We start from the raw sequence: 24,336 nt of genomic DNA on the forward strand, positions 1-24,336 counted from the left end.
ATGCTGCGAGGGTGCCGTTCGCTCGGACGGGCGGCTCAGACGTGGGCGGCGCAGAACTCCACGAGGGTGCGCGCGGAGAAGCCGGTCGCACCCTTGGCGACCTCCTCGTGCGGGCTGTCGCACCGGGCGGGGCCGGCGATGTCGAGGTGCGCCCACGGCACGTCACCGACGAACCGGCGGAGGAACAGCGCCGCCACGATGCCGCCCGGGCCGGGCGGGGCCTGGCGGACGTCGGCGAGCTGCGAGTCGACGTCACCGTCGTGCCCGGCGGCGAGCGGCACGCGCCACCACGCCTCGCCGCTCGACTCCCCCGCGGCCGTGATCGCCGACGCGAGGTCGTCCGTCGTCGCGAACAGGCCACCGGTGCGTACGCCGAGGGCGACCTTCATCGCCCCCGTCAGCGTCGCGACGTCCACGACCACGTCCGGGGCGAGCGTCGCGACCGCGTACCCGAGCGCGTCGGCGAGGACCATGCGGCCCTCGGCGTCGGTGTTGGTGACCTCGGTGGTGCGGCCGTCGTAGTGGCGGACCACGTCGCCGGGCCGGTAGGCCGACCCGGAGACGTGGTTCTCCGCGAGCGGCACCAGCCCGGTGACCCGCACCGGCAGGTCGAGCGCGGCGACAGCGGCGAGCGCGCCGACCACGGCGGCCCCGCCCGAGCAGTCGGTGCGCATGTCGGCCATGCCGGCGTTCGGCTTGATGGAGATGCCGCCGGTGTCGAAGGTGATGCCCTTGCCGACGAGCACGACGTGCGTCCCCGCGCCGGCCGGCGCCCACGTGAGCTCGAGGAACCGCGGCGGACGGGACGAGCCGCCCCCGACGGCGAGCACGCCGCCGAAGCCGTGCTCGGCGAGCCACCGCTCGTCGCGCACCACGGCGTCGACACCGTCGGCCGCGGCGAGGGCAGCCAGCGCCTGCTCGGCGAACCACTCGGGCGACTTCGCACCCGACGGGCTGTCCGCGAGGTCGCGGGCGATCGCCGTCGCGCCGGCGAGCACGAGCGCGCGCTCGACGACGGGTCGCTCGGCGGCCGGGACCTCGACCGTCACGTGCGGCGGGTCGGCGGGCGCCGACGAGCGCACCGAGAAACGGTGCGAGCCCAGGAGCAGCCCGGTGGCCAGCGCCGCCCAGTCCGGGGTCACGCCGTCCTCGGGGACGACGTGCAGGCGCGCCGGGCCGCCGTCGGCCGAAGCTCCGAACAGCGCGCCCGGGTCGGACCGGCCGCTCGCGACGCGGACGGCGGCCGCGCCCGCACCACGCCACTCCGTGGCGCCCGCGGACCCGGCGCCCACCAGCCATCGGCCCGCCCCGTCCTCCGGAGCGAGCGCGGCGACGGCACCCGCGGACGGCACCCAGCCGCTCGGCGCGTCGGCCGGTGCCCCGGCATCGTCGCCGGTCCGGCACAGGCGGACGAGCGCCGCGCCGGACGCGCCCACCCCGGGGTCGACGAGACGGATCTCCGCGAGCGGGGTCGGCAGCGTCGGCGCGGCGAAGGGCGTGGCCGGAAGCCTCAGGGCGGTCACCGCTACGACGAGATCGAGGAGAGGGCCTCCCGCAGATCGCCCGCCTCGTCGGCGGTCATCTCGACGACGAGCCGGCCCCCACCCTCGAGCGGCACGCGCATCACGATGCCGCGCCCCTCCTTGGTGACCTCGAGGGGACCGTCACCGGTCCGGGGCTTCATGGCCGCCATAGTCGTGCTCCCTCCACATGGTCGTCGTGGCAGTGAACCCAGTGCGGGAACGCTGCACACCGCGCGACGATTCTTCCCCATTCCGTCGCCGACCACGACACCGGAGCGATCATCGGCCCCGGTGTGTCGCTCAGCGCGTCGCGCGGAAGCACCCGGCCAGGTGTTCGTCGACCATGCCGGTGGCCTGCATCAACGCGTGCGCGGTGGTCGGACCGACGAACCGGAAGCCCCGCCGGCGCAGTTCCCGCGCCATCGCCGTGGACGCCGGCGTCGTCGCCGCGACCTCGCCGAGGGTGCGCGGCGGCGCCGGCGGCGGGTCGGGCGCAAAGGACCACAACAGGGCGTCGAGGCCCGGCCCGTCCGCCTCGACCCGCAGCACGGCCGCCGCGTTGGAGATCGCCGCCTCGATCTTCTGCCGGTTCCGGACGATGCCCGCGTCGCCGAGGAGACGCTCCACGTCGCCCTCGTCGAAGTCCGCCACTGCGTCCACGTCGAAGCGCGCGAACGCCGCCCGGAACGCCGGGCGCTTGCGCAGGATCACCAGCCAGGACAGCCCCGACTGGAACGCCTCCAGGCACAGCCGCTCGTACAACGCGTCCCGGCCGTGCAGGACGTGCCCCCACTCCGTGTCGTGGTACTCGCGCAGGAGCGGGTCCTGCGCGCCCCACGGGCAGCGGGCGACGCCGTCCTCCCCGACGACCGCGTCGTCCCCCGTCGCTGCGCTCGCCCGCTCGTCGTCCCCCGTCGCTGCGCTCGCCCGCTCCTCGTCGAGCGGCGTGCTCACCGCTCGGCCTCGCAGCGCGCCGCGAGCTTGCGCAGCGAGTACTTCAGCCCGAGGGCGAACGCCGGCGACACGAGGGGCCACCCGAGGGCGCCGAGCGCCCCGAGCGGCAGGTCGAGGCGCTCCCCCCACTCGAACCGCGACCGGCCCGGCCCCAGCTCGATGACGGTGAACGTGCCCGACCCGCGCACCACGGAACCCGTGTGCACCACGGTGGCCCGGTGCGGGGGGTCCCAGCCGACGATCCGCATCGTGTCGGTGACCCCGAGCGGCCCGACGCCGGTGGTGGCCGCCAGCTCGGACCCGACGCCGACCCCGTCGCCCTTCGTCACCCGGACCCCGGTGCCGAGCATCCAGTCGCCCTGGCCCTCCCAGTCGGTGACGGCCTTCCAGACGACGTCGGCCGGGGCGTCGATGTCGACGCCGACCGTGATGTCACGGGTGGCCATGTGCGGCTCCTCCGGTGGCTCCGGCTGAAGTGGTCATGCCCGTCGCTCCGCTCACGTCGGTGGGGTCGGTGGGCGTGGGGTCCCCGACGTCAGGTCGGGCTCCGCTCCGCCCGGCCTCCGTGCCGGGCACCGCGGTCGGCGCGTCCGCGTCCCCGTCGTCGGCGCGAGGGGGCCCCTCGTGGACCGCCAAGCGGGAACGCAGCGTGTCGACCTCGGCGGCCAGTCGGTCGAGCGCCCAGTCCACCTCGCTCATCCGGTATCCGCGGAACGCCTGTTGGAACCGCAGGCCCCGCACGTCGGACCCGAGGAGGTCCCGCGCCGGCAGCCGCGTGGGCGTGGCGCCCGGGGGCATGGGGGCCATCTCCTCCCCCCGCCCGGCCAGCAGCGACGTCGCGAGGTAGATCACCGCCGCGACGGCCCCGACGACGAGGACGTACACCAGAGCACTGCCCATGGGACCGATGGTGGCAGAGGGGTCCGACAACCCGCGTCAGCGGCGGGCCGAGTACTGCCGGATCGGCGGCCGGTCGTGCACCGCCACGGCGTGGTCCTCGGGCAGCCAGTGCCCCCCGACCGGGACGAACTGCGTGAGCCGCCCCGCCCCCCTGTCGGCGTGCTCAGCTGCATTGTCGGGAAGGCCGCACCGGCGGAGCACCGCGGAGAGCACCTCCGCGGAGGTGACCCCCAGCTCGCGCAGCGAGCGGTGCCGGTGCTTGCGCACCCCGAGGTCGACCTGACCGATGGCGTCGAGGCCGCGGCGCTCGTGGGTGTCGAGCAGCAGGCCGATCTCCACGCCGTAGCCGCCGGCGAACGGCAGCGACTCCAGCAGGTCCCGCGTCGCGGCGTACTCCCCGCCGAGCGGCTGGACGATGCCGGCGAGCTCCGGGCGCAGGGCCGCCAGCGCGGGGCGTGCCACCAGTTCGGTCACCCGTCCGCCACCGTCGCGGACCGCGTCGTGGTCCCCGAGACGCAGCGGCCGGTGGTAGAAGCCCTTGACCAGCTCGACGCCCGGGGCGGTCAGCAACGGCCCGAGCAGCGACGGGACGAAGCCGGGGTCGAGGTCGACGAGGTCGGCGTCGAGGTACACCACGAGGTCCCCGGTCGTGGCGGCGAGCGCCCGCCACAGCACCTCGCCCTTGCCCGGGCGCACCGCGACCCCCGGCAGCGCCTCCTCACGGGTGACCACCCGCGCGCCCGCCGCCCGCGCCACGGCCGCGGTCGCGTCGGTCGAGCCGGAGTCCACGACGACGAGCTCGTCGACCAGCGAGCCGAGCATCGGGTGCACCGCGGCCACGACGCCCCCGACCGTCGCCTCCTCGTCGAGCGCCGGCAGCACCACCGACACCGTCCGGCCCGCCTTGGCCGCCACGAGCCCGGCCACCGTCCACGAGGGCTCCGCCCACGTGCGGCGCTCGAACCACTCAGCCACAGGCGTCCAGGGCCGCGTCCACCGTCGTCGTGCGGACCAGGGCCTCGAGCGAGAGGTTCCCGACGAACCCGGTGCCGACCAGGCCGTCGAGCCAGGCGAACAGCCCGTCGAAGAAGCCGTGCGGGTCGCAGACCACGACCGGCTTGTCGTGCATCTGCAGGTAGCGCGAGGTCCAGGCCTCGAAGAGCTCCTCCAGGGTGCCGAGCCCGCCCGGCAGCGCGATCCACGCGTCGGAGCGGGCGTCCATCTCGGCCTTGCGTTCCCGCATGCCCGGCACGACGACGAGCTCGGTCGACTCCTCGTCGGCCACCTCGCGGTGTACGAGGCCCTCCGGGATGACGCCGACGGTGTGCCCGCCCGCCGCCCGCGCGGCGCGGGTGACCTCGCCCATCATTCCGACGCGGCCGCCGCCGGAGACCAGCGTCCAGCCGCGCTCGGCGATGCCGGTCCCGACGTCGCGGGCCAGGGCCAGGTACTCCTCGCCGACCGGCCCGGAGGCACAGAAGACGCAGACCGCCTTCGTCGAGCTCACTTCTCGACCAGCTCGTGGAAGCGCTGCTCCACGATGGCCACGACCTCCTCGACCTCGTCCACCACGTGGATGAGGTCGACGTCCTTGGGGCTGATCACGCCGTGCTCGAGCGCGGTGGTGCGCACCCAGTCGACGAGCCCGCCCCAGTACGCCGACCCGAGCAGCACGACGGGGAAGCGGGTCACCTTCCCGGTCTGCACCAGCACGAGCGCCTCGAACAGCTCGTCGAGCGTGCCGAAGCCGCCCGGCAGGCAGACGAAGGCCTGGGCGTACTTCACGAACATCGTCTTGCGGGCGAAGAAGTAGCGGAAGCCGACGCCGAGGTCGACCCACGGGTTGAGCCCCTGCTCGAACGGCAGCTCGATCCCCAGCCCCACCGACAGCCCGCCCGCCTCGGAGGCGCCGCGGTTCGCGGCCTCCATGATCCCGGGCCCGCCGCCGGTGATCACGGCGTAGCCGGCGTGCGCGAGGGCGGCGCCGAGGGCCATGCCAGTGGCGTAGTCGGGGTGATCGGGCTGGGTACGGGCGGAGCCGAACACGGTGACGGCACGCGGGATCTCGGCGAGCACCGAGAAGCCCTCGACGAACTCGGCCTGGATGCGCTGCACCCGCCAGGCGTCGGAGTGCACCCAGTCGCCCGGGCCGCGCGAGTCGAGCAGCCGCTGGTCGGTGGTGGAGGACAGCCGCGCCGGGTCCTTGTGTTCGGGACGCCGCTTGTCGATGGTCGTCGGCCGCGGCGTCGTCAGGTCGTCGAATCGGGCTTCCGTCACACCGCCAGCGTAGGGACGCCGGATCGGACGGTTCGCGGCGGACGCGAGGCGGTCACCCGGAATTCAGCGTGTGCGCCCCCGCCCGCCGGGTATGCGGTTGAAGAAGCAACCACATCCGACGTCGGGAAGGAACCCATGGCCACCAAGGTCGCCGTCATCTACTACAGCCAGACCGGCACGATCCACCAGCTGGCGCAGGAGTACGCCGCGGGTGCCGAGAAGGCCGGCGCCGAGGTCCGACTGCGCACCGTGCACGAGCTCGCGCCGCAGGCCGCCATCGACTCGAACGAGAAGTGGAAGGCCCACCGCGAGGAGACCGCGGACACCCCCGAGGCCACCGCCGACGACGTCCTCTGGGCCGACGCCGTCATCTTCGGCACGCCGACCCGGTACGGGAACGTCTCCGCGCAGCTCAAGCAGTTCATCGACACCCTCGGCCCGCAGTGGGCGCAGGGCCTGCTGGCCGACAAGGTCTACTCGGGCTTCACCTCGAGCTCGACGCAGCACGGCGGCCAGGAGTCCACGCTCCTCGCGCTGTACAACACGATCCACCACTTCGGCGGGATCATCGTGTCGCCCGGCTACACCAACGCGATCATGTTCGCGACCGGCAACCCCTACGGCGTCTCGCACGTCGACGGGCAGGGCTCGATCCCGATCTCCGACGAGACCCGGCAGGCCGCGCAGTTCGCCGGCGAGCGGGTCGCGGGGATCGCCGCGCAGCTGACCGCGGGCCGCGACGCGGCGCTCGCGGCCAGCTGAGGTGCTTCGCAGGTGAGCACAAAGTGGGGCTATAGCCCCACTTTGTGCTCACAGGCCGTCAGGCACACAGGTACCTCCGCAGCGTCTCCGTCCCGGCCGTGATGCGGCGGACGTCGACGTGCTCGTCCCGGGTGTGCGCGAGGTTCGGGTCGCCCGGGCCGAAGTTGACCGCCGGGATACCGAGGGCGGAGAAGCGGGAGACGTCGGTCCACCCGTACTTCGCCACCGGAGTCTCGCCCGAGGCCGCGACGAACTCGGCCGCCGCGGGGGCTGACAGCCCCGGGAGCGCGCCCGGGGAGCGGTCGGTGATCTCGAGCGGCACGCCGTCGAACACCTCGCGGACGTGCTGCTCGGCCTGCTCGACGGAGCGGTCCGGCGCGAACCGGAAGTTGACCGTCACCTGGCAGGTATCCGGCACGACGTTGCCCGCGACGCCGCCGGCGATGCGCACGGCCTGCAGGCCCTCGCGGTAGACGCAGCCGTCGATGTCGACGGTGCGCGGCTCGTACGCCGACAGCCGGTCGAGCACGGGCGCCGCGGCGTGGATCGCGTTCTCCCCCAACCAGGACCGCGCGCTGTGCGCCCGGCGGCCCGACAGCGTCAGGACCGCGCGCATCGTGCCCTGGCAGCCGCCCTCGACGAAGCCCGACGTGGGCTCGCCGAGGATCGCGAGGTCGGCGTCGAGCCAGTCCGGCAGCGTGCGCTCGATGCGGCCCAGCCCATTGCGCGTCGCCTCGATCTCCTCGCAGTCGTAGAGCACGAGCGTGATGTCGTGGGCGGGCGCGGCGAGCGTGGCCGTGAGGTGCGCCATAACCGCCACCCCGGCCTTCATGTCGGAGGTCCCGCAGCCGTAGAGCAGGTCGCCCTCGCGCCGGGAGGGCACGTTGTCGGCGATCGGCACGGTGTCGAGGTGCCCGGCGAGCAGCACGCGGCGGTCGCGTCCGAGCAGCGTGCGGGCCAGCACGGCCTCGCCGGAGCGGACCACCTCGAGGTGGTCGTGCTCGCGCAGCGCGATCTCCACGGCGTCGGCCAGCACCTTCTCCTCCCCCGACACCGAGGGGACGTCCACGAGCGCCGCGGTGAGGTCGACGGGGTCGGCGGACAGATCGATGCGCACGGCCGTCCAGGGTAGTCGGACACCGATAGGCTGGCGGGCGATGAGCACCGCTAGCGCCACCCCGGGAAGGGCCGTCGGACTCGGCCTCGCGACCGTCGCCCTCGACGGCACCGTCCTCGACACCTGGTACCCGCTGCCGGAGCTGTCCTCCGACGCCGACGACATGGCCACCGAGCCCGGCACCGTCGTCGTCCCCGCGGGCGAGCTCGAGCCGTCGCTGGTCGACGCGCTGGGCACCGACGAGGTCCGCGGCGTCGAGGTCGTGGCGATCCGCACCGTCGCCGACCTGACCGGCCCGCCCACGTCGGCCTACGACGTCTACCTGCGGCTGCACCTGATCTCCCACCGCCTGGTCCCGCCGCACGGCGTCGACCTCACCGGCCTGTTCGGGCTGCTCGCGAACGTCGTCTGGACCAACCACGGGCCCTGCCCGGTGCCGGAGTTCGAGCGGGTCCGTGCGCGGCTGCGCGGCCGCGGTCCGGTGACGGTGTACGCGGTCGACAAGTTCCCGCGGATGGTCGACTACGTGGTGCCGACGGGCGTGCGCATCGGCGACGCCGACCGCGTCCGGCTCGGCGCGCACCTCGCCGAGGGCACCACCGTCATGCACGAGGGCTTCGTCAACTTCAACGCCGGCACGCTGGGCGCCTCGATGGTCGAGGGGCGCATCTCCGGCGGCGTCGTGGTGGGCGACGGTTCCGACGTCGGCGGCGGCGCCTCGATCATGGGGACGCTCTCCGGCGGCGGCAAGGAGGTCATCTCGATCGGCGAGCGCTGCCTGCTCGGCGCGAACGCCGGCATCGGGATCTCCCTCGGCGACGACTGCGTGGTCGAGGCCGGCCTCTACGTCACCGCCGGCACGCGGGTCACGCTGGACGACGGAGCCGTCGTGAAGGCGGCCGAGCTCTCCGGCCGCTCCGGGCTGCTGCTGCGCCGCAACTCCACCTCCGGCGCCGTCGAGGCGCTGCCGCGCACCGAGGGCGCGAAGGTGGAGCTGAACGAGGCGTTGCACCAGAACTAGGCCGGCGGCCTACCAGCCGAGCGCGAGCTGCATCCGCGCCCGGACGTCGGGGGCGTCGAGCGCGTCCCCGAAGATCTCGTGCAACCGGTTCATCCGGTACCGCACGGTCTGCGGGTGCACATGGAGCTCCTCGGCCATCGCCCGCCGGTCGCCCATGTGACGCAGCCAGGACCGCAGGGTCTCGCGGAGCCGGTCGCGCGAGGACGGCGGACACGCCTCCAGCGGGGCGAGCACCTGGTCGCCGAGGGCGTCGAGCAGCGGCTGGTCGCGGTGCACGATGATCGCGTCGAGGTGGTCGGCGACGAAGAGCGGGTCGTCGTCGAGCAGGTGCTCCCGGCCGAGGCGTGCGGCGATCTCGGCGAGGGCGAGCGAGCGGGGCACCAGCTCCAGCGGCACCGGGGCGCCCACCGTGGCGTGCGCGCCCCGCAGCAGCGTCCGGAGGGCGGCGCGCTCACCGCCGCGAACCGTCCGGTGCGGGACGATCGCCCCGACCACCCCGGGACGCCGCACCGGCAGCGCCTGCCCGTCGAGGCGGGAGAGCACCCGCACGTCGTCCGGATCGACCAGCACCACCGACACCTTCTCGGGCACCGGCCACTCCGCGCGCCGCGCGGCCGCCCGCACCGCCCCCGCCTCGGCCGGGCCACGCAGCAGCAGGTCGGCGAGCTCGTCGCGGTGGCGTTCGCGCAGTGCCCCGGACTCCTCCTGCTCGAGCACGTACCCGTGCGCGGAGGCCGAGGAGAGCTCGTCGACGTACGCGAACACCGCCTCGGCCAGCCCGGCGAGGTCCGCGGGCGGCAGGCCGACCTCCAGGGCGGCGGCCGAGACGTGCCGCCAGAACACCCGGCCGCCCACCTGGTAGGCGGCCAGCAGGTCCGGGAGCTCCCGGCCCTCCCGCCACTGCCCACGGCCGATGGACTCGAAGAAACCCGTCTCCCCGTCGCGCTCGAGGGTCGGATCGCACGCGAGGGACACGATGCGGCCGACGACGGCGGCGGTCGAGGACACGACCTCCTCGAGGTGCTCGTCGAGGAAGCGCGCGTAGTCCGGCACCCGCCCGGCCAGGGCGTCGCGGACCTCGGCGACGAGCGTCGGGACACGGCGCGCGACCGCGTCGCCGAGGACGTCCCGTGACTCGGCGGAGATGACCGACACGACCCACACCCCCCACGTGGAACAAGCTGGGCCCCGGGAGTCGAACCGAATCCGACGGTAGTCCGCGTCGAGTTGTGCCGCACCGACAAAAAGCCTTGTTCGACTTGATCGGGAGGGTCAAGACTTGTCGTGTCCGCCACAAGCACCATCGGACCCATGCCCGCAGGCCCCTCGGCCCCCACCGGTCCGGCCACCCGGCTCGCGCAGGCCGAGGGCGCCGAGAACTTCCCGGTGGCCCTGCGGGTGCTCCCCGCCGCACGCCGCGCCGAGCTGCGTGCGGTCTACGCCGTGGTGCGCACCGTCGACGACGTCGGCGACGAGGGCGACGCCGCCCCGGCCGACCGGCTGGCCGCCCTCGACGCGCTCGACGCGGACGTGCGCCGGGTCTTCGCCGGGGAACCGGCCCACCACCCGGTGGTCGCCGCCCTCGCCCCGCACGTCGCCCGCCTGCCCGAGGCGCCCTTCCACGACCTGGTGGCCGCGAACCGGCAGGACCAGCACGTCACCGCGTACGCCACCCACGACGAGCTCCTCGCCTCCTGCCGGCTCTCCGCGGTGCCGATCGGCCGGCTCGTCCTCGCCGTCTTCGCGGTCCCGACGACGCCGTCCGTGCTGCGGGCCTCCGACGCCGTCTGCACCGCGTTGCAGCTCCTCGAACACCTCGCCGACGTGGGCGAGGACCGGCGCCGCGGCCGGATCTACCTGCCCGCCGACGCGATGACGGCCGCCGGCGTCACCCCCGCCGACCTCGACGCCCCCGTCGCCGCGGACCCGCTGCGCCGCCTCGTCCTCGCCCGGACGGCGGAGGCGCAGGAGCTCCTGACGGCGGGCGACCCGCTCGTCGCCCACCTGCACGGACCCGCCCGGCTCGCCGTCGCGGGCTACGCCGCGGGCGGGCACGCCGCGGCCGACGCCCTGCGCCGCACCGGCGGCGACGTCCTGGGCCGGACCGCCCGGACCCGTCGTCGGGACGTCGCCCGTCACCTGCTGCGCCTGCTCGTCACCCGTGCACGGGCCACCCGTCCCGCCCAGGCCGAGGAGCCCCGATGAGCGTCCCGACCACGACTCCCGCCGACGCGTACGCGGCGTGCGAGCGGATCACCCGCACCGAGGCCCGCAACTTCCACTACGGCATCCGGCTGCTCCCACCGCCGCGCCGCGCGGCGCTGTCGGCCGTCTACGCGCTGGCCCGCCGCATCGACGACATCGGCGACGGACCGGGCGCCGCCGCGCCGAAGCAGGCCGCCCTCGAGGACCTCCGCCTGCGGATCCGGCGCCTGCCCGACGAGGCGGGCGACGACCCCGTGCTCGTCGCCGTCGCCCACGCCGTGCGGCGCTTCCCCATCCCCCTCGACGCGTTCGACGAGCTCGTAGACGGCGTGGCGGCCGACGTCGCCGCCGACGACGCCGTCACGACGACGGGTGTCCCCGCGCGGCCGTACCGGACCTTCGACGACCTGCTCGGCTACTGCCGCTGCGTGGCCGGCTCGGTCGGGCGGCTCTGCCTCGGGGTGTTCGGCACCCGCGCCGGGGTGCCCGTGCAGGACGCCGCACCCCTGGCCGACACCCTCGGCCTCGCCCTGCAGCAGACGAACATCCTGCGCGACGTCCGGGAGGACCTCGGCAACGGACGGATCTACCTGCCCGCCGAGGAGCTCGACCGGGCCGGCGTCACGCTCGCCCTGCGGCCCGACGGTGTCCTCGACGACCCGGACGGCGCCCTCGCCGACCTCCTGCGCGACGCCGCCGTCCGGGCCCGGGGCTTCTACGCCGAGGGCCTGCGGCTGGTGCCGATGCTCGACCGCCGCTCCGCCGCCTGCACCACCGCGATGTCGGGGATCTACCGGCGGCTGCTCGACGAGATCGCCGACGACCCGCGCAGGACCTACGACCGGCGGCTCTCGCTCTCGGGCCGACACAAGGCCCTGGTCGCGGTCCGGTCGCTCGCGGGCGCCGCCCGGTGAGCCGGGTCGCGGTGCTCGGCGGCGGCCTCGCCGGGATCCGCGCCGCGCTCGACGCCGCCGACGCCGGCCACGCGGTGACACTCCTCGAACGCGCCCCCCGTCTGGGCGGCCTGGCGGGCTCCTTCGAGCGGGCGGGCCGGGGCGTCGACACCGGCCAGCACGTGTTCCTGCGCTGCTGCACCGCCTACCGCGCGCTGCTCGACCGGCTTGCCGTCACCGACGCCACCGTGCTGCAGGACCGCCTCGACGTCACCGTACTGCGCCCCGGCCGCGCCCCCGCCCGGCTGCGCCGCACCGGCGCCCCCGCGCCGCTCCACCTCGCGGCGAGCCTGCTGCGCTACGACCCCGTGCCGCGACGCGCGCGGGTCGCCCTCGGCCGGGCCGCCCTCGCCCTGCGCGCGGTCGACCCCGCCGACCCGGCGGCCGACCGCGAGACCTTCGGCGCCTGGCTGCGCCGTCACGGGCAGGGTGCCGTCGCGGTGCGCGGGGTGTGGGACCTGATCGGGCTCCCGACGCTGAACCTCCCGGCCGACGAGGCGTCGCTGGCCCTCGCCGCGGTCGTCTTCCGCGTCGGCCTGCTCGGCGCGGCCGACGCCGCGGACCTCGGCTGGGCGCGGGTCCCCCTCGGCGAGCTCCACGACGTCGCCGCCCGCCGGGCGCTCACGGGGGCCGGGGTGACGGTGGCGACGGGCACGCGGGTGGTCGCGGTCCACCGTGACCTCCGGGTCACGACGACGGGGCGCGACGGCCGACGCGACACCCTCGCCGCCGACGCCGTGGTGTGCGCCCTGCCCCCGGAGATCGCGGCCGCCGTGCTGCCCGCGCCGCTCGCGACCCGGCTCGCCGTCGACGCCGCCGCCCTCGGGACGAGCCCGATCGTCGACGTCCACCTGCGCTACGACCGCACGGTCCTCGACGTGCCGTTCGCCGCGGGCCTGGACACGCCGGTGCAGTGGGTCTTCGACCGCACGCGCGAGGGCGACACCGGCCAGTACCTCGTGGTGTCGCTGTCCGCGGCCAACGCGTACCTGGCCCGGCCGAGCCGCGACCTCGTCGCGACCTTCACCGCCGCGCTCGCGTCCCTGCTCCCCCGGGCCCGCGCCGCGCGCGTGCTCGACGCCTTCGTCACCCGCGCCCCGCGGGCGACGTTCCGGCCGGTCCCGGGCACCGCCGCCCACCGACCGGCCGCGGCCACACCCCTGCCCGGCCTCGCGCTGGCCGGGGCGTGGACCGACACCGGATGGCCCGCGACGATGGAGGGTGCCGTGCGCAGTGGTTCGACGGCGGCCGCACTGGTGGCGGCACCCCGGGCGGCGGACCGGGTGGCCGCGTGACGGCCGCGCCGGCGGTCGGGACCGCGATCGACGTCCCCGCGGTCCTCGCGCGGTGCCGGGAGCAGGTCGACCCGGGGCTGCGGGCCGCGATCGCCCGGCTCGACCCGACGAGCGCCGCCCGCAGCGGCTACCACCTGGGGTTCACCGACGCCGACGGCCGCCCCGGGCGCGGCGCCGGGAAGGCGCTGCGGCCCGCGGTCACGCTGCTCGCCGCGCAGGCCTGCGGGGCCGCGCCGGCCGACGCGGTGCCCGGGGCGGTCGCGGTGGAGCTGGTGCACGACTTCTCCCTGGTGCACGACGACCTCATCGACGGCGACACCGAGCGCCGGCACCGGCCCACCGTGTGGGCGCTCTGGGGAGCCGCCGCCGCGGTCCTCACAGGGGACGCGCTGCTGGCGCTCGCCACCGAGGTGCTGCTCGAGGCCGACGGCGCCACGGCGGCCCTGCTCCTCGCCCGGACCGTCCGCGAGCTCGTCGGTGGCCAGGTCGCCGACGTCGCCTTCGTCGGGCGCGACGACGTCGGGGTCGCCGAGTGCCTCGCCATGGCGCACGGCAAGACCGGCACGCTCCTCGCCGCCGCGGCCGAGATCGGGGCCGTCCTCGCCGGCGCCCCGGCCGCGTCCCGCGCGGCGCTGCACGTCTTCGGGTCCGAGCTCGGCCTCGCGTTCCAGCTCGTCGACGACCTGCTCGGCATCTGGGGCGACCCGGCGGTCACCGGGAAGCCCGTGCTCTCCGACCTGCGGGAACGCAAGAAGTCGCTGCCCGTGACCTGGGCCCTGACCCACGGCGGCCGGGCCGGGCGGGAACTCGCGGCCTGGCTCGGGACGCCCGACGACGGCGACCGCGACCGCGACGGCGACGGCGACGAACCCGGCCTGCGCCGCGCCGCCGCGCTCGTCGAGGCGGGCGGCGGTCGCGCCTGGGCGGAGGCCGAGGCCGGGCGGCGGCTCCTCGCCGCGGAGGCCGCCCTCGCGGAGCTGCCCGACACCACGGCCCGGGCGGAGCTCGTCGCCCTCGGCCGCCACCTCGCGCACCGGGAGGCCTGATGACCGCCGTCACCGCACCCGCCGTCGGGACCCGGACCGCCGCCGACGCGCTCGTCGCCGGCGTGGCGCACCTGCGGGCGCGCCAGGACGCCGCCGGCTGGTGGAAGGGCGACCTCGACACCAACGTCACGATGGACGCCGAGGACCTCCTGCTGCGCCACGTGCTCGGGCTGGCGGACCCGGAACGCACCGCGGGCGCGGCGCGCTGGATCCGCTCGCAGCAACGGTCCGACGGGACCTGGGCGACCTTCCCCGGCGGCCCCGGCGACCTGTCCACCACCGTCGAGGCCTGGGTCGCGCTGCGCCTGGCCGGCGACCCGCCCGACACCCCGGCGATGCGCCGCGCCGCCGCCTTCGTCCGCGCGGAGGGCGGGGTGGAGCGGACCCGGGTGTTCACCCGCATCTGGCTCGCGCTGGTCGGGCTCTGGAGCTGGGACGACCTGCCCTCGATGCCGCCCGAGCTGATCCACCTGCCGCGGTGGTTCCCCCTCAACGTCGCGGACTGGGCCTGCTGGGCCCGGCAGACGGTGGTGCCGCTGACGGTCGTCGCGACGCTGCGGCCGTCGACGCCGGTCGCGTTCGACGTCGAGGCGCTGCGGGTGCCGCAGCCGGCTCCGCGCCGCGTGCCGCTGCTGTCGTGGTCGGGCGTCTTCGCCCGGCTCGACGGGGTGCTGCACGCCTACGGCCGCGCCGCCCGGCGCGGACCGCTCGCCGTCGTCCGGCGCGGGGCGATGCGGCGTGCCGCCGAGTGGATCCTCGCCCGCCAGGAGGCCGACGGCGGGTGGGGCGGCATCCAGCCGCCGTGGGTGTACTCGGTGATGGCGCTGGTGCTGCTCGGCTACCCGCACGACCACCCCGCCGTCGCCGCGGCGATCCGGGGCCTCGACGGCTTCACGCTGGTCACCGACTCCGACGAGGGGCCCGTGATCCGGCTGGAGGCCTGCCAGTCGCCGGTGTGGGACACCTGCCTCGCGGTGAACGCCCTGCTCGACGCCGGGGTGGCGCCGGACGATCCCGCCGTCGTCGCGGGGAGCACGTGGCTGCTCGACGAGCAGGTCACCGCCGACGGCGACTGGCAGGTCCGCCGGCCGACGCTGCCGTCCGGCGGCTGGGCCTTCGAGTTCGCCAACGACGTCTACCCCGACACCGACGACACCGCCGAGGTGATCCTGGCGCTGCGCCGGACCGCGCACCCCGACCCCGCCCGGCTGCGCGCCGCGGTCGACCGGGGTCTCGACTGGCTCGTCGGGATGGCGAGCGCCGACGGCGGGTGGGCCGCGTTCGACGCCGACAACGTCGGGACCCTCGTGACGAAGCTGCCGTTCTGCGACTTCGGCGAGGTGATCGACCCGCCGTCGGCGGACGTCACCGCGCACGTCGTCGAGGCGCTCGCCGCCGAGGGCCGCGACGCCACGGCCGGGGTCCGGTGGCTGCTCGAGCACCAGGAGGCCGACGGGTCCTGGTTCGGGCGGTGGGGGGCGAACCACCTCTACGGCACGGGCGGGGTGGTGCCCGCGCTCGTCGCCGCCGGGGTCGACCCGTCGTCGGGACCGGTCCGCCGCGCCGTGCGCTGGCTGGCCGAGCACCAGAACGACGACGGCGGCTGGGGCGAGGACCTGCGCTCCTACCGGGACCCGGCCTGGATCGGCCGGGGGACGTCGACCCCGTCGCAGACGGCGTGGGCGCTGCTGGCGCTCCTCGCGGCGGGCGAGCGCGGACCGGTCGCCGAGCGGGGCGTCGCGTGGCTCGTCACGCACCAGCGGCCCGACGGCGGGTGGGACGAGGACCGGTTCACCGGCACCGGGTTCCCCGGCGACTTCTACATCGCCTACCACCTCTACCGGGTCGTGTTCCCGGTGGCGGCGCTGGGTCGGTGGGAGACGCAGCGGAGCGGAGCTCGACCCGGCGGGGAGCAGGGATGATCATGACACCGCTGACCGTCGAGCGTTGGGCCGTCCCGGGTGCGCGCCGCTCCGGCGCCGGGCCGCGGCGTGCCGCCCGCACGGCCGCGGCGGTGGGCGACCGACCGCGACTGGTCGCCGGCGCCGGCGGCGCGCTCGTCGGCGGGATCGCGCCGGGCGACCTCGTCGTGGCCTCCGAGGTCCGGGGTCCCGACGGCGCGTCGGTGGCACTCCCGACGGCGCCGGTGCTCGCGGCGGCGCTGCGGGCGACGGGGTTGACCGTGCACGTGGGGCCGGTCGTGTCGGCCGACCACGTCGTGACCGGGGCGGAGCGCGCGCGCCTGTCGTCCGGGTCGGCACCGGACGTCAGCGGTGGCACACGGCTGCCACCCGTCGTCAGCGGTGGGCCACCGCTGACCGGCGCCCCCGCCGTCGCCGTCGACACCGAGTCGTCGTGGCTGGTGTCAGGCACCGCGCCGTCCGCGGTGGTGCGCGCGATCGTCGACACACCCGACCACCCGCTGCTGCGTCCGGGGACGGTGCGGCGGGGTCTCACGGCGCTGCGGTCCCTGCGCCGGGCCGCGCCGGTGCTGCGCGCCTGGTGCGACGCCACGGGCGAGCGGGAGGTGCTGCTCGCCGCGCCGCGGTCGTTCTGCGCCGGCGTGGACCGGGCGATCGCCACCGTCGAGCGGGCGCTCGACCGCCACGGCGCCCCGGTCTACGTGCGGCGCCAGATCGTCCACAACGACCACGTCGTCGCCGAGCTCGAGCGCCGGGGGGCCGTGTTCGTCCGGGAGGCCGACGAGGTCCCGACGGGCGCGGTGCTGGTGCTCGCCGCGCACGGGGTCGCGCCGGCGGTGCGGCACACCGCGGCCGAGCGTCGGCTGCGGGTGGTGGACGCGACCTGCCCGCTCGTCACGAAGGTCCACGCCGGGGTCCGCCGCCACGCCCACCGGGGCGCCACCGTCCTGCTCATCGGCCACGCCGGACACGAGGAGGTGGAGGGCACCGTCGGCGAGGCCCCCGACGACGTCGTCGTGGTCGGCAGCGTCGCCGAGGCCGAGACCGTGGCGGTCCGTGACCCGGCCGCGGTCGCGACCGCGGTGCAGACCACGCTCGCCGTCGACGAGGCCGAGGCGATCACCGCCGTGCTGCGCCGCCGCTTCCCCGCGCTCGCCGAGCCCCGCACCGCCGACATCTGCTACGCGACGACGAACCGCCAGGACGCGGTGCGGGCGGTGGCCGCCGAGGCGGACCGGCTCGTCGTCGTGGGCTCGCCCCACTCGTCGAACTCGGTGCGGCTGGCCGAGGTCGGCGCCCGCGCCGGCGTCCCCGCCGTCCGCATCGACCACGCCGCGGAGCTGGACCTCTCCTGGCTCGCCGGCGCCCGCCGCGTCGCCGTCACCGCCGGGGCCTCCGCCCCGGAGCACCTGGTCGACGACGTCGTCGCCGTCCTGGGCGGGCTCGGCCCCGTCACCGTCACCCCCCGGTCGACCACGACCGAGGACGTCCGCTTCACCCTCCCCCAGGAAGTGAGCTGACCGTGGGATTCCCCCTCCGGCAGAGCCTCCGGCTCGGCACATACCTCACGGCGCAGAAGCTGCGCCGCCGCGAGAAGTTCCCGATCCTCGTCGAGCTCGAGCCGCTGTTCGCCTGCAACCTCAAGTGCGCGGGCTGCGGGAAGATCGCCCAGCCGGCCTCCCTGCTCAAGCAGCGGATGCCGGTCGAGCAGGCCGTCGGCGCGATCGTCGAGGCCGGCGCGCCGATGGTCTCGATCGCGGGCGGCGAGCCGCTGATGCACCCGCAGATCGACGAGATCGTGACGCAGCTGCTCGATCGGAAGAAGATCGTCTTCCTGTGCACCAACGCGCTGCTGCTGCCGAAGCACCTGCACCGCTTCACACCGCACCGCGACTTCGCGTGGATGGTCCACATCGACGGGCTGCGCGAGCGCCACGACGCGTCCGTGCGCAAGGCGGGTGGCTTCGACGCGGCGGTCGACGCGATCCGGCAGGCCCAGGCGGCGGGCTTCAAGGTCTACACGAACACGACGTTCTTCGACACCGACACCCCGCAGGACGTCATCGACGTCCTCGACTACCTCAACGACGACCTCGGCGTCGACAACATGCAGATCTCCCCCGCGTACGCCTACGAGCGGGCCCCCGACCAGGAGCACTGGCTCGGCGTCGACCAGACCCGCGAGCTGTTCCGCAAGGCCTTCGCCGACGGCCGCCGGAAGAAGTGGCGCCTCAACCACTCGCCGCTGTTCCTCGACTTCCTCGAGGGGCGCACGGACTTCGCCTGCACGGCGTGGGCCATCCCGTCGTACTCCCTGCTCGGGTGGCAGAAGCCCTGCTACCTGCTCGACGACGGGTACGTGGCGACCTACCGGGAGCTGGTCGAGGAGACCGACTGGTCGGCCTACGGGCGCGGGCGCAACGAGAAATGTGAGAACTGCATGGCCCATTGCGGGTACGAACCCTCCGCGGTGTTCGCCACGATGGGTTCGCTGCGGGAGTCGATCCGCGCCGCGATGGACACGGTGGGTAGTTGATCTCCCGTGAGGCCCGGGTGAAACGGGTGGGTCCCCTCACGGGGCGTCATCGCGCCGTCTACCGTGAGGCGGGTCCGGTCCCCGGTCGAGAGGTCGTGCACCCCCATGGCGCACCCCCACGTGACGATCCACCTGCCGCACTGGCGGGAGATGGCCCGGCACGCGCTCGTCCCGCTGCTGGAATCGACGGTGATCCCGCTGCTGCTCTTCGCGGTGCTGCTGCGCACCGCGGGGTTCGACGCCGGCCTGTGGGCGGCGCTCTCCTGGTCGGGCCTCGCGATCACGGCGCGGCTCGTCCGCCGTCGTGCGCTGCCCGCCATCCTGCTGCTGTCCACCGCGATCCTGGTCGTGCGCACCGTCGTGGGTCTCTGGACGGGCAGTGCCCTGCTCTACTTCCTGCAGCCCTCGGCGCAGAACTTCCTGTTCGCGGCCGCGCTGCTGGTGACGCTGGTCGGCGGCGGACGCCCGTTGCTGGCGCGGCTCGCGGAGGACTTCGTCGCGTTCCCGGAGGCGCTGACGTCGCGCCCGAAGGTCCAGCAGTTCTTCCGCCGGGTGTCGCTGCTGTGGGCGGCGGTGTTCGTCATCAACGGCATCACCACGGTGACCACGCTCGCGCTGTCCACCGTCGAGGAGTACCTCGTGGTGTCCACGGCGGGGTCCTGGTCGGTGGTCGCGGCCGGGATCGCGATCTCGCTGTGGTGGTTCCGGTCCTCCCTCGCGGGCGAAGGCGTGCGCCTGCGGCTGGGCCCCGCCGCCGCCTAGCCGCGCGCGGCCAGGGCGGTCAGCTCGGCGTCGAGGTCACGAGCGGAGAACGTCCGCGCCGCCCGGAAGAGCTCGTCCCGACGACGGGGGTCGGCGGCCAGGGCCGCGACCTCACGGGCCACGTCCGCGACGGTCGGGCAGGCGACGGCGAGCCCGGCGTCGGCCAGCGCGCGGGCGGCCGCCCGCCCGTGCCCGGGCACCGGTGTGGCGAACAGGACCGGCCGACCGACCGCCAGTGCCTCGCTCGCGATCATCCCGCCGCCGGTGGTCAGCACGACGTCGGCCGCGGCCATCTCGACGGGCACTGTGTCCGTCCAGCCGAGGACCCGGAGCCGGGGGTCGCCCCGGGCGTCGAGCCGGCGGCGGAGCGCGTCGTTGCGCCCGGCGAGCACGACGGCGTGCGCACCCGCCGTCAGGACCGCGTCGGTGACCGCCTCGAGCGACCCGAAGCCCAGCGATCCGCCGGTGACGAGGACCGTGATCCCCCCTCGTGGCAGCAAAGCGTCGTTGCTGTCACCCGGTGGCAGCAACGACACTCCGCTGTCACGAAGCGACGGCGTGAACCGCGGATCGACCGCCGGCGGGACGACCCGGACCTCCCGGGCCCCGAGCCGACGGGCGTCGGCCGCGGCGGCGTCGAGCATCGTCCAGGTCTCGTCGACGTCGGGCCAGATCCAGAAGGGGTGCACGGCGGGGTCGGTGACGACGGCGACGGTGCGGGCGGCCAGCTCGCCGCGGCGGCGCAGCAGCGCGAGCCCGCCGGTGGTGACGGGGTAGGTGCACACGACGAGGTCCGGGTCGTGGGCGCGCAGCACCGGGCGGAGGGCTCGCGCGGTCGCCGGGGCCCCGAGCCGCTGGAAGAACGCGGCGACGGGGGGCAGCCGGCCGAGCACGTCGTAGGCGAGGCCGTACAGCCCGGGCGCCGACCGCATCACCACGCGGTAGGCCGCCGTCAGCAGCGCCGTGCGGCGCGGGCCGCCCGCGACCGTCTCCACCTCGGTGACGACGGCGGCCGGCCACAGCGCCCGCATCCGCGTCGCGAGCGCCCGGGCGGCCGCGACGTGACCCTCGCCGACCGGCGCCGACAGCACCAGGACCCGCCGTGGTGACCGCACGACCGCACGCTAACGACCCGACGCGCGTCCTGGTCCTCACCGGGTCGGTCGGCGCGGGCCACGACGCGGCGGCCGCGGCCGTCGCGGAGCGGGTCGCCGCACGGTGGCCGGACGCGTCCGCGCCCGTGGTGGACGTGCTCGGCGGCTCCGCCACGTCGGAACGCATCTACGCGGCGTGCGTCCGCACCCTGCCGTGGCTGTACGCGCTGCACCACTGGCTGCTGGGGCACGTCCCGGTGTTCCGCGCCGGCACCCGGGCCGTGCTGGGTCGGCTGCACGCCCGGGCCGTCGCCGCCGCGCTCCGCGACCACGCCCCCGACCTCGTCGTCACGACCGTTCCCGAGGGCGTCCAGGCCCTGGCCCACCTGCGACGACGCGGGCGGGTGGCCGCCCCCGTCGTCGTGGTCCTCGCCGACCCCGCCCCGCACCCGCTGTGGTGCGACGCCGACCTGGACCTGCACCTGGTGACGACCCCGGAGGCCGCCCGCCGCGTCGCGCGGCACGCCCCGGGGGCGCGGGTCGGGCTCGCGGAGGTCCCGGTCGCCGCGGCCCGGCGGGGCGTCCCCGCCGTCGGCGGACACGCGGGACGACGGGTGTTCGTGACGACGGGCTCGCTCGGCTTCGGCGACCTGCCGGCGATCGTCGCGGCGGTGCGGGCGGCCGGCGCCGAGGTCGTCACCGCCCACGCCGACCCGACCGTCCGTGGCCGCCTCGCCGGGCCGGGCGTCGAGGTCCACGCCTGGATCGACGACCCCGCGGCCGTCCTCGGGGCCGTGGACGCCGTCGTCACCACCGGCGGCGGCGCGAGCTGCTTCGAGGCGCTGGCCGCGGGCGTCCCGCTGCTCGTGGTCGACCCGGTCCCCGGGCACGGCCGCGCCAACGCCCTCGTCCTCGCCCGGGCCGGCCTGGCCCGGTACTGCCGGACCACCGCCGAGCTCACCACGGCGCTGCGCGGGGATCTCCCCGCCGCCCACGTCGGGACGGCGCCCGACCTCGCGGCGGCGATCGCCCCCGTCGTCGGGACCGCCCGGGCGCCGCTGCGGGCGGAGGACGCCCTGTTCCTCGACGCCGCGACCGGGACGGTGCCCCAGGTGCTCGGGGCGCGGATCGTGGTGGCGGCGGGCCCCGAGGTGGACTGGCCCGCGCTGCTCGCCGGCCGGGTGCGGGACCGGGCCGCCGGCCTGGACCTGCTGGCCCGGCGCCTCGTCGGCCGGACGTGGGTGCCGGTCGTGCCGGACCCGGCCGACCACGTCGTGCCGACCCGGGCGACCGATCCCGACGACCTCGCCACCGAGGTGCTCACCGCCCCGGTCGACCCGCGCGGTGTCGGCTGGCGGCTCGCCGCGGCGACCACCGGCGGGGAGACCACGATCGTCGCCGCCGTGCACCACGCGCTCGGCGACGGTCTGGCCGTCACCGACGCGCTCGTCCGGCTGCTCACCGACGAGTCGGCAGCCCTCCCCACCAGCGCCCGGACCGGCGCCGGTGACCCGCACCCACCCGCCGTCGGGAGCCTCCGGGGCGTCGTCGCGCTGGCGTCGCGGGGGTTCGCCGGGAGCCGCCCGTTCCCCGCGGGGAACGCCCGGGGCGTGCACCACGTCGGCCGGGTGTGGGACGCCGCGACGATCCGGCGGACCGCCCGGGCGCACGGGACGTCGACGACCGTGGTCGTCCTGACGGTCCTCGCGGAGGCGTTGTCCGGCACCGGGGCCCCGACGATCCGGGCGATGGTGCCGCTGACGACCCGGCTCCGGGGCGCCGCGTGGTCCGCCGCCGCGGGTAACCGGACGGCCGCCGTCGCGATCGACCTGCCGACCGCACCCTTGTCCCCCGCAGACCGCCTCGCCCGGGTCGCGTCGACGCTCGAGGCCGCCCGGCGCTCCGGCCAGGCCGACGGGGCGGTCGCGGTGCTGGCCGTGCTCGGCCGCCTGCCGGCCGGCGTGCAGCACGCCTTCGCCCGCCTGACCTACCGGTCGGCGTTCTTCCACCTGCTGACGTCGGTGATGCCGGGCGTCCGGCGCCCGCTGCACGTCGCGGGCGGCCGGATCCGGCAGGTGGTGCCGATCCTGCCGCTCGCCCCGGGGGTGGGGCTGGCGTTCGGGGCGATCGCGTGGGCCGACACGCTCGGGGTGGGCATCACCCTCGACGACGCCGTGGTCGACCCGGCCCTCGACGTCCCCGCCCGGGTGGGCGCGGCGCTGGCACGCCTCTGCGGCCCGGCGGCCCGGCGCGGGACGGAGGATCGTGGGCTCGCGCCGACGGGAAGGAGCGCGCGATGACCGACACGGTGTCCCTGCTCGTGGCCGTCCCCGCGGCGATCCTCGGGGCGGCCGGATTCGGGATGTCCAGCGCCGCCCAGCAGCGCGCCACCCACGAGGTGCCGGTCGCACCGACCCTGTCGCCCCGCCTGCTCGTCGAGCTGGCCCGGCACCCGTGGTGGCTGCTCGGACTCGGCACGACGGTGCTCGCGCTGGCCATGCAGCTCGTGGCGTTGGCGTTCGGCCCGCTGACGATCGTGCAGCCGCTGCTCGTCACCGGCTGCGTGTTCGCGGGCGTCTTCGCCGCGCTGCTGCACCACCGCGCCCCCGACCGGTGGGTGGTCGGCGGCGGCCTGCTCACCGCCGCGGGCCTCGCCGGTTTCCTCCTGCTGGCCCGGCCGGTCGCGGCCGGCCCGAACGCCGAGCACCTCGACGTCACCGACAACCCGACCTTCCTCGTCACGCTGGTCGTGGTGCTCGCCGGGTGCCTGGTGTGGGCGGGGGTCTCGACCCATCCGAGCCGTGTCCTCGCCCTCGCCCTCGGCACCGGGATCCTCTTCGGCGTCACCGCCGCACTCATGAAGGCGGTGACCACAGCCGTGCGCGGCGGCGCCGGGGAGCTGTTCACCACGCCCGCGCTCTACGCCGCCTGTGTGATCGGACCCATGGGCTTCCTGCTCAGCCAGAACACCTTCCAGCAGGGCCGGCTGGTGTCGCCGTCGGTCGCGGTGATCACCACCGCCGACCCGATCGTCGCGGTCTTCGCCGGCATCGCGTGGCTCGGCGAGTCGATCGACACGTCCTGGCCGCTGCTCGTCGGCCAGATCGTGTCCGGCGTGGTCGTGCTGGCCGGGATCGCGTCGGTGACCCTGCGCAGCACGATCCTGCTCCGACGCGGCACCGCCCCCGAGGACGCCGCCGCCTGGGAGGCCCGCGACCCGTGACGATCCTCGTGACCGGCGCCTCGTCGGGCATCGGCGCGGCCGTCGCCCGTCGGCTCGCGGGCCGACCGCTGGTACTCGTCGGCCGCGACGCCGCCCGCCTGGACGCCACGGCGACCGCGACCGGCGGCACCCCGGTCCGCGCCGACCTCACGAACGCTTCGGGCCGCGCCGCCGTCTCCGCCGCCTGCGCCGGCCCCGTCGAGCTCGCGGTGCACGCCGCCGGGATCGGCGCCCACGGCCCCTTCCCGACGACGGGTCCTGCCGGACCCCTGCTCGCCGCCGACCTGGAGGCGCCGATCGAGCTGACGCGCGCGCTGTGGCCGGGACTGGTCGCCGCCCGGGGGCACGTGGTGTTCGTGGCGTCGATCGCGGCGCTCGGGGTCGCGGGCGAGACGACGTACTCGGCGGCGAAGGCGGGGCTGCGGACGTTCGCGGACGCGCTGCGCCTGGAGTCCCGCGACGTCGGCGTGACCACCGTGCTGCCCGGGGCGGTCGACACCCCGTTCCTGGCCCGGCGCGGCTACGACCGCCGCGTCCCCCGGCCGGTGTCGGCGGACGCCGTGGCCGACGCCCTGCTACGCGGGGTGGCCCGGCGTCGGGCGGAGGTGTTCGTCCCGCGCTGGCTCCGCGCCGCGTCCGTGGTGCAGGGCGCGGCGCCGGGGCTCTACCGCCGGTGCGCGCCGCGCTCGTGAGCGCCGCGGGACCACGGGGCCTCAGGGCGCTCACGGGCGTGGCGCTCACCGGCA

24 protein-coding genes are annotated in these 24,336 nt (G+C 76.1%); 13 read left to right on the forward strand and 11 right to left on the reverse strand.

Annotated features, from left to right (window positions below):
• Positions 1–35 precede the first annotated feature (35 nt).
• The 8 genes from A3CO_RS0126185 to A3CO_RS0126220 all read right to left on the reverse strand — a co-directional run bounded on the left by A3CO_RS0126185 (position 36) and on the right by A3CO_RS0126220 (position 5,606).
• Positions 36–1,523 (reverse strand): leucyl aminopeptidase family protein, encoded by a 1,488-nt coding sequence (locus tag A3CO_RS0126185; RefSeq protein WP_018335228.1) that lies wholly within the window; start codon positions 1,521–1,523, stop codon positions 36–38.
• A gap of 2 nt (positions 1,524–1,525) precedes the next feature.
• Positions 1,526–1,693, reverse strand: a complete 168-nt coding sequence (locus tag A3CO_RS37315; protein ID WP_018335229.1) for a DUF3117 domain-containing protein — start codon at positions 1,691–1,693, stop codon at positions 1,526–1,528.
• 130 nt (positions 1,694–1,823) lie between these two features.
• Positions 1,824–2,477, reverse strand: a complete 654-nt coding sequence (locus A3CO_RS0126195; protein ID WP_018335230.1) for a DNA-3-methyladenine glycosylase I — start codon at positions 2,475–2,477, stop codon at positions 1,824–1,826.
• Complete coding sequence (locus A3CO_RS0126200; protein WP_018335231.1) at positions 2,474–2,923, reverse strand: SRPBCC family protein; 450 nt, start codon at positions 2,921–2,923, stop codon at positions 2,474–2,476. Before A3CO_RS0126200 ends, A3CO_RS0126195 begins: the two co-directional genes overlap by 4 nt.
• Positions 2,910–3,377, reverse strand: a complete 468-nt coding sequence (locus A3CO_RS40270) for a DivIVA domain-containing protein (protein WP_018335232.1) — start codon at positions 3,375–3,377, stop codon at positions 2,910–2,912. The genes A3CO_RS0126200 and A3CO_RS40270 overlap by 14 nt, the downstream gene beginning before the upstream one ends.
• Before the next feature lie 36 nt (positions 3,378–3,413).
• Positions 3,414–4,352 (reverse strand): glucosyl-3-phosphoglycerate synthase, encoded by a 939-nt coding sequence (locus A3CO_RS0126210; RefSeq protein ID WP_018335233.1) that lies wholly within the window; start codon positions 4,350–4,352, stop codon positions 3,414–3,416.
• On the reverse strand, positions 4,345–4,884 hold the full coding sequence (locus A3CO_RS0126215; RefSeq protein WP_018335234.1) for an LOG family protein: 540 nt from the start codon (positions 4,882–4,884) through the stop codon (positions 4,345–4,347). Before A3CO_RS0126215 ends, A3CO_RS0126210 begins: the two co-directional genes overlap by 8 nt.
• A complete protein-coding gene (locus tag A3CO_RS0126220; protein WP_051086107.1) occupies positions 4,881–5,606 on the reverse strand; it encodes an LOG family protein in 726 nt (241 codons plus the stop codon). Before A3CO_RS0126220 ends, A3CO_RS0126215 begins: the two co-directional genes overlap by 4 nt.
• A 183-nt stretch (positions 5,607–5,789) precedes the next feature.
• Between A3CO_RS0126220 and wrbA the strand changes: the two genes are divergently transcribed.
• Positions 5,790–6,416 (forward strand): NAD(P)H:quinone oxidoreductase, encoded by a 627-nt coding sequence (gene wrbA / locus A3CO_RS0126225; RefSeq protein WP_018335236.1) that lies wholly within the window; start codon positions 5,790–5,792, stop codon positions 6,414–6,416.
• Between the two features lie 58 nt (positions 6,417–6,474).
• Here the strand turns inward: wrbA and dapE are convergent, their stop codons facing one another.
• Positions 6,475–7,533, reverse strand: coding sequence for a succinyl-diaminopimelate desuccinylase (dapE, locus tag A3CO_RS0126230; RefSeq protein WP_018335237.1), 1,059 nt, complete (start codon positions 7,531–7,533; stop codon positions 6,475–6,477).
• 40 nt (positions 7,534–7,573) lie between these two features.
• Between dapE and dapD the strand changes: the two genes are divergently transcribed.
• Complete coding sequence (dapD, locus tag A3CO_RS0126235) at positions 7,574–8,554, forward strand: 2,3,4,5-tetrahydropyridine-2,6-dicarboxylate N-succinyltransferase (protein WP_018335238.1); 981 nt, start codon at positions 7,574–7,576, stop codon at positions 8,552–8,554.
• A gap of 9 nt (positions 8,555–8,563) precedes the next feature.
• Here the strand turns inward: dapD and A3CO_RS0126240 are convergent, their stop codons facing one another.
• A complete protein-coding gene (locus A3CO_RS0126240; protein ID WP_157647855.1) occupies positions 8,564–9,709 on the reverse strand; it encodes a PucR family transcriptional regulator in 1,146 nt (381 codons plus the stop codon).
• A 156-nt stretch (positions 9,710–9,865) separates the two neighbouring features.
• Here A3CO_RS0126240 and hpnC point away from each other — a divergent pair, with 156 nt between their 5' ends.
• The 8 genes from hpnC (at position 9,866) to A3CO_RS0126280 (ending at position 19,273) form a co-directional block, all read left to right on the forward strand.
• The gene (gene hpnC / locus A3CO_RS34420; RefSeq protein ID WP_018335240.1) at positions 9,866–10,759 is read left to right on the forward strand and encodes a squalene synthase HpnC; all 894 of its coding nucleotides are present in this window, start codon (positions 9,866–9,868) and stop codon (positions 10,757–10,759) included.
• The gene (locus tag A3CO_RS0126250) at positions 10,756–11,673 is read left to right on the forward strand and encodes a squalene/phytoene synthase family protein (RefSeq protein WP_018335241.1); all 918 of its coding nucleotides are present in this window, start codon (positions 10,756–10,758) and stop codon (positions 11,671–11,673) included. The genes hpnC and A3CO_RS0126250 overlap by 4 nt, the downstream gene beginning before the upstream one ends.
• Complete coding sequence (hpnE, locus tag A3CO_RS35085; RefSeq protein WP_018335242.1) at positions 11,670–13,007, forward strand: hydroxysqualene dehydroxylase HpnE; 1,338 nt, start codon at positions 11,670–11,672, stop codon at positions 13,005–13,007. Before A3CO_RS0126250 ends, hpnE begins: the two co-directional genes overlap by 4 nt.
• Positions 13,004–14,053 (forward strand): polyprenyl synthetase family protein, encoded by a 1,050-nt coding sequence (locus tag A3CO_RS0126260; RefSeq protein ID WP_245561603.1) that lies wholly within the window; start codon positions 13,004–13,006, stop codon positions 14,051–14,053. Before hpnE ends, A3CO_RS0126260 begins: the two co-directional genes overlap by 4 nt.
• Positions 14,053–15,975, forward strand: coding sequence for a squalene--hopene cyclase (shc, locus tag A3CO_RS0126265; RefSeq protein ID WP_018335244.1), 1,923 nt, complete (start codon positions 14,053–14,055; stop codon positions 15,973–15,975). Before A3CO_RS0126260 ends, shc begins: the two co-directional genes overlap by 1 nt.
• Positions 15,972–17,495, forward strand: a complete 1,524-nt coding sequence (gene ispH / locus A3CO_RS0126270; protein WP_018335245.1) for a 4-hydroxy-3-methylbut-2-enyl diphosphate reductase — start codon at positions 15,972–15,974, stop codon at positions 17,493–17,495. Before shc ends, ispH begins: the two co-directional genes overlap by 4 nt.
• Positions 17,496–17,497: 2 nt before the next feature.
• The gene (gene hpnH / locus A3CO_RS0126275; RefSeq protein WP_018335246.1) at positions 17,498–18,511 is read left to right on the forward strand and encodes an adenosyl-hopene transferase HpnH; all 1,014 of its coding nucleotides are present in this window, start codon (positions 17,498–17,500) and stop codon (positions 18,509–18,511) included.
• A gap of 105 nt (positions 18,512–18,616) precedes the next feature.
• Complete coding sequence (locus tag A3CO_RS0126280; protein ID WP_018335247.1) at positions 18,617–19,273, forward strand: VC0807 family protein; 657 nt, start codon at positions 18,617–18,619, stop codon at positions 19,271–19,273.
• Here A3CO_RS0126280 and A3CO_RS0126285 read toward each other — a convergent pair.
• Positions 19,270–20,388: an MGDG synthase family glycosyltransferase gene (locus A3CO_RS0126285; protein ID WP_018335248.1), complete on the reverse strand. Its 1,119-nt coding sequence runs from the start codon at positions 20,386–20,388 to the stop codon at positions 19,270–19,272. The two genes, A3CO_RS0126280 and A3CO_RS0126285, sit on opposite strands and share 4 nt — an antisense overlap.
• On the opposite strand from A3CO_RS0126285, the gene A3CO_RS36345 reads away from it, so the two are divergent.
• The 3 genes from A3CO_RS36345 to A3CO_RS0126300 are packed head-to-tail and all read left to right on the forward strand — an operon-like array spanning position 20,379 to position 24,282.
• Positions 20,379–22,667, forward strand: coding sequence for a WS/DGAT domain-containing protein (locus tag A3CO_RS36345; protein WP_018335249.1), 2,289 nt, complete (start codon positions 20,379–20,381; stop codon positions 22,665–22,667). The two genes, A3CO_RS0126285 and A3CO_RS36345, sit on opposite strands and share 10 nt — an antisense overlap.
• Complete coding sequence (locus tag A3CO_RS0126295) at positions 22,664–23,590, forward strand: DMT family transporter (RefSeq protein WP_018335250.1); 927 nt, start codon at positions 22,664–22,666, stop codon at positions 23,588–23,590. Before A3CO_RS36345 ends, A3CO_RS0126295 begins: the two co-directional genes overlap by 4 nt.
• On the forward strand, positions 23,587–24,282 hold the full coding sequence (locus tag A3CO_RS0126300; RefSeq protein WP_018335251.1) for an SDR family NAD(P)-dependent oxidoreductase: 696 nt from the start codon (positions 23,587–23,589) through the stop codon (positions 24,280–24,282). The genes A3CO_RS0126295 and A3CO_RS0126300 overlap by 4 nt, the downstream gene beginning before the upstream one ends.
• Positions 24,283–24,336: the final 54 nt, after the last annotated feature.

This window comes from Actinomycetospora chiangmaiensis DSM 45062, assembly GCF_000379625.1.
GTDB lineage: Bacteria > Actinomycetota > Actinomycetes > Mycobacteriales > Pseudonocardiaceae > Actinomycetospora > Actinomycetospora chiangmaiensis.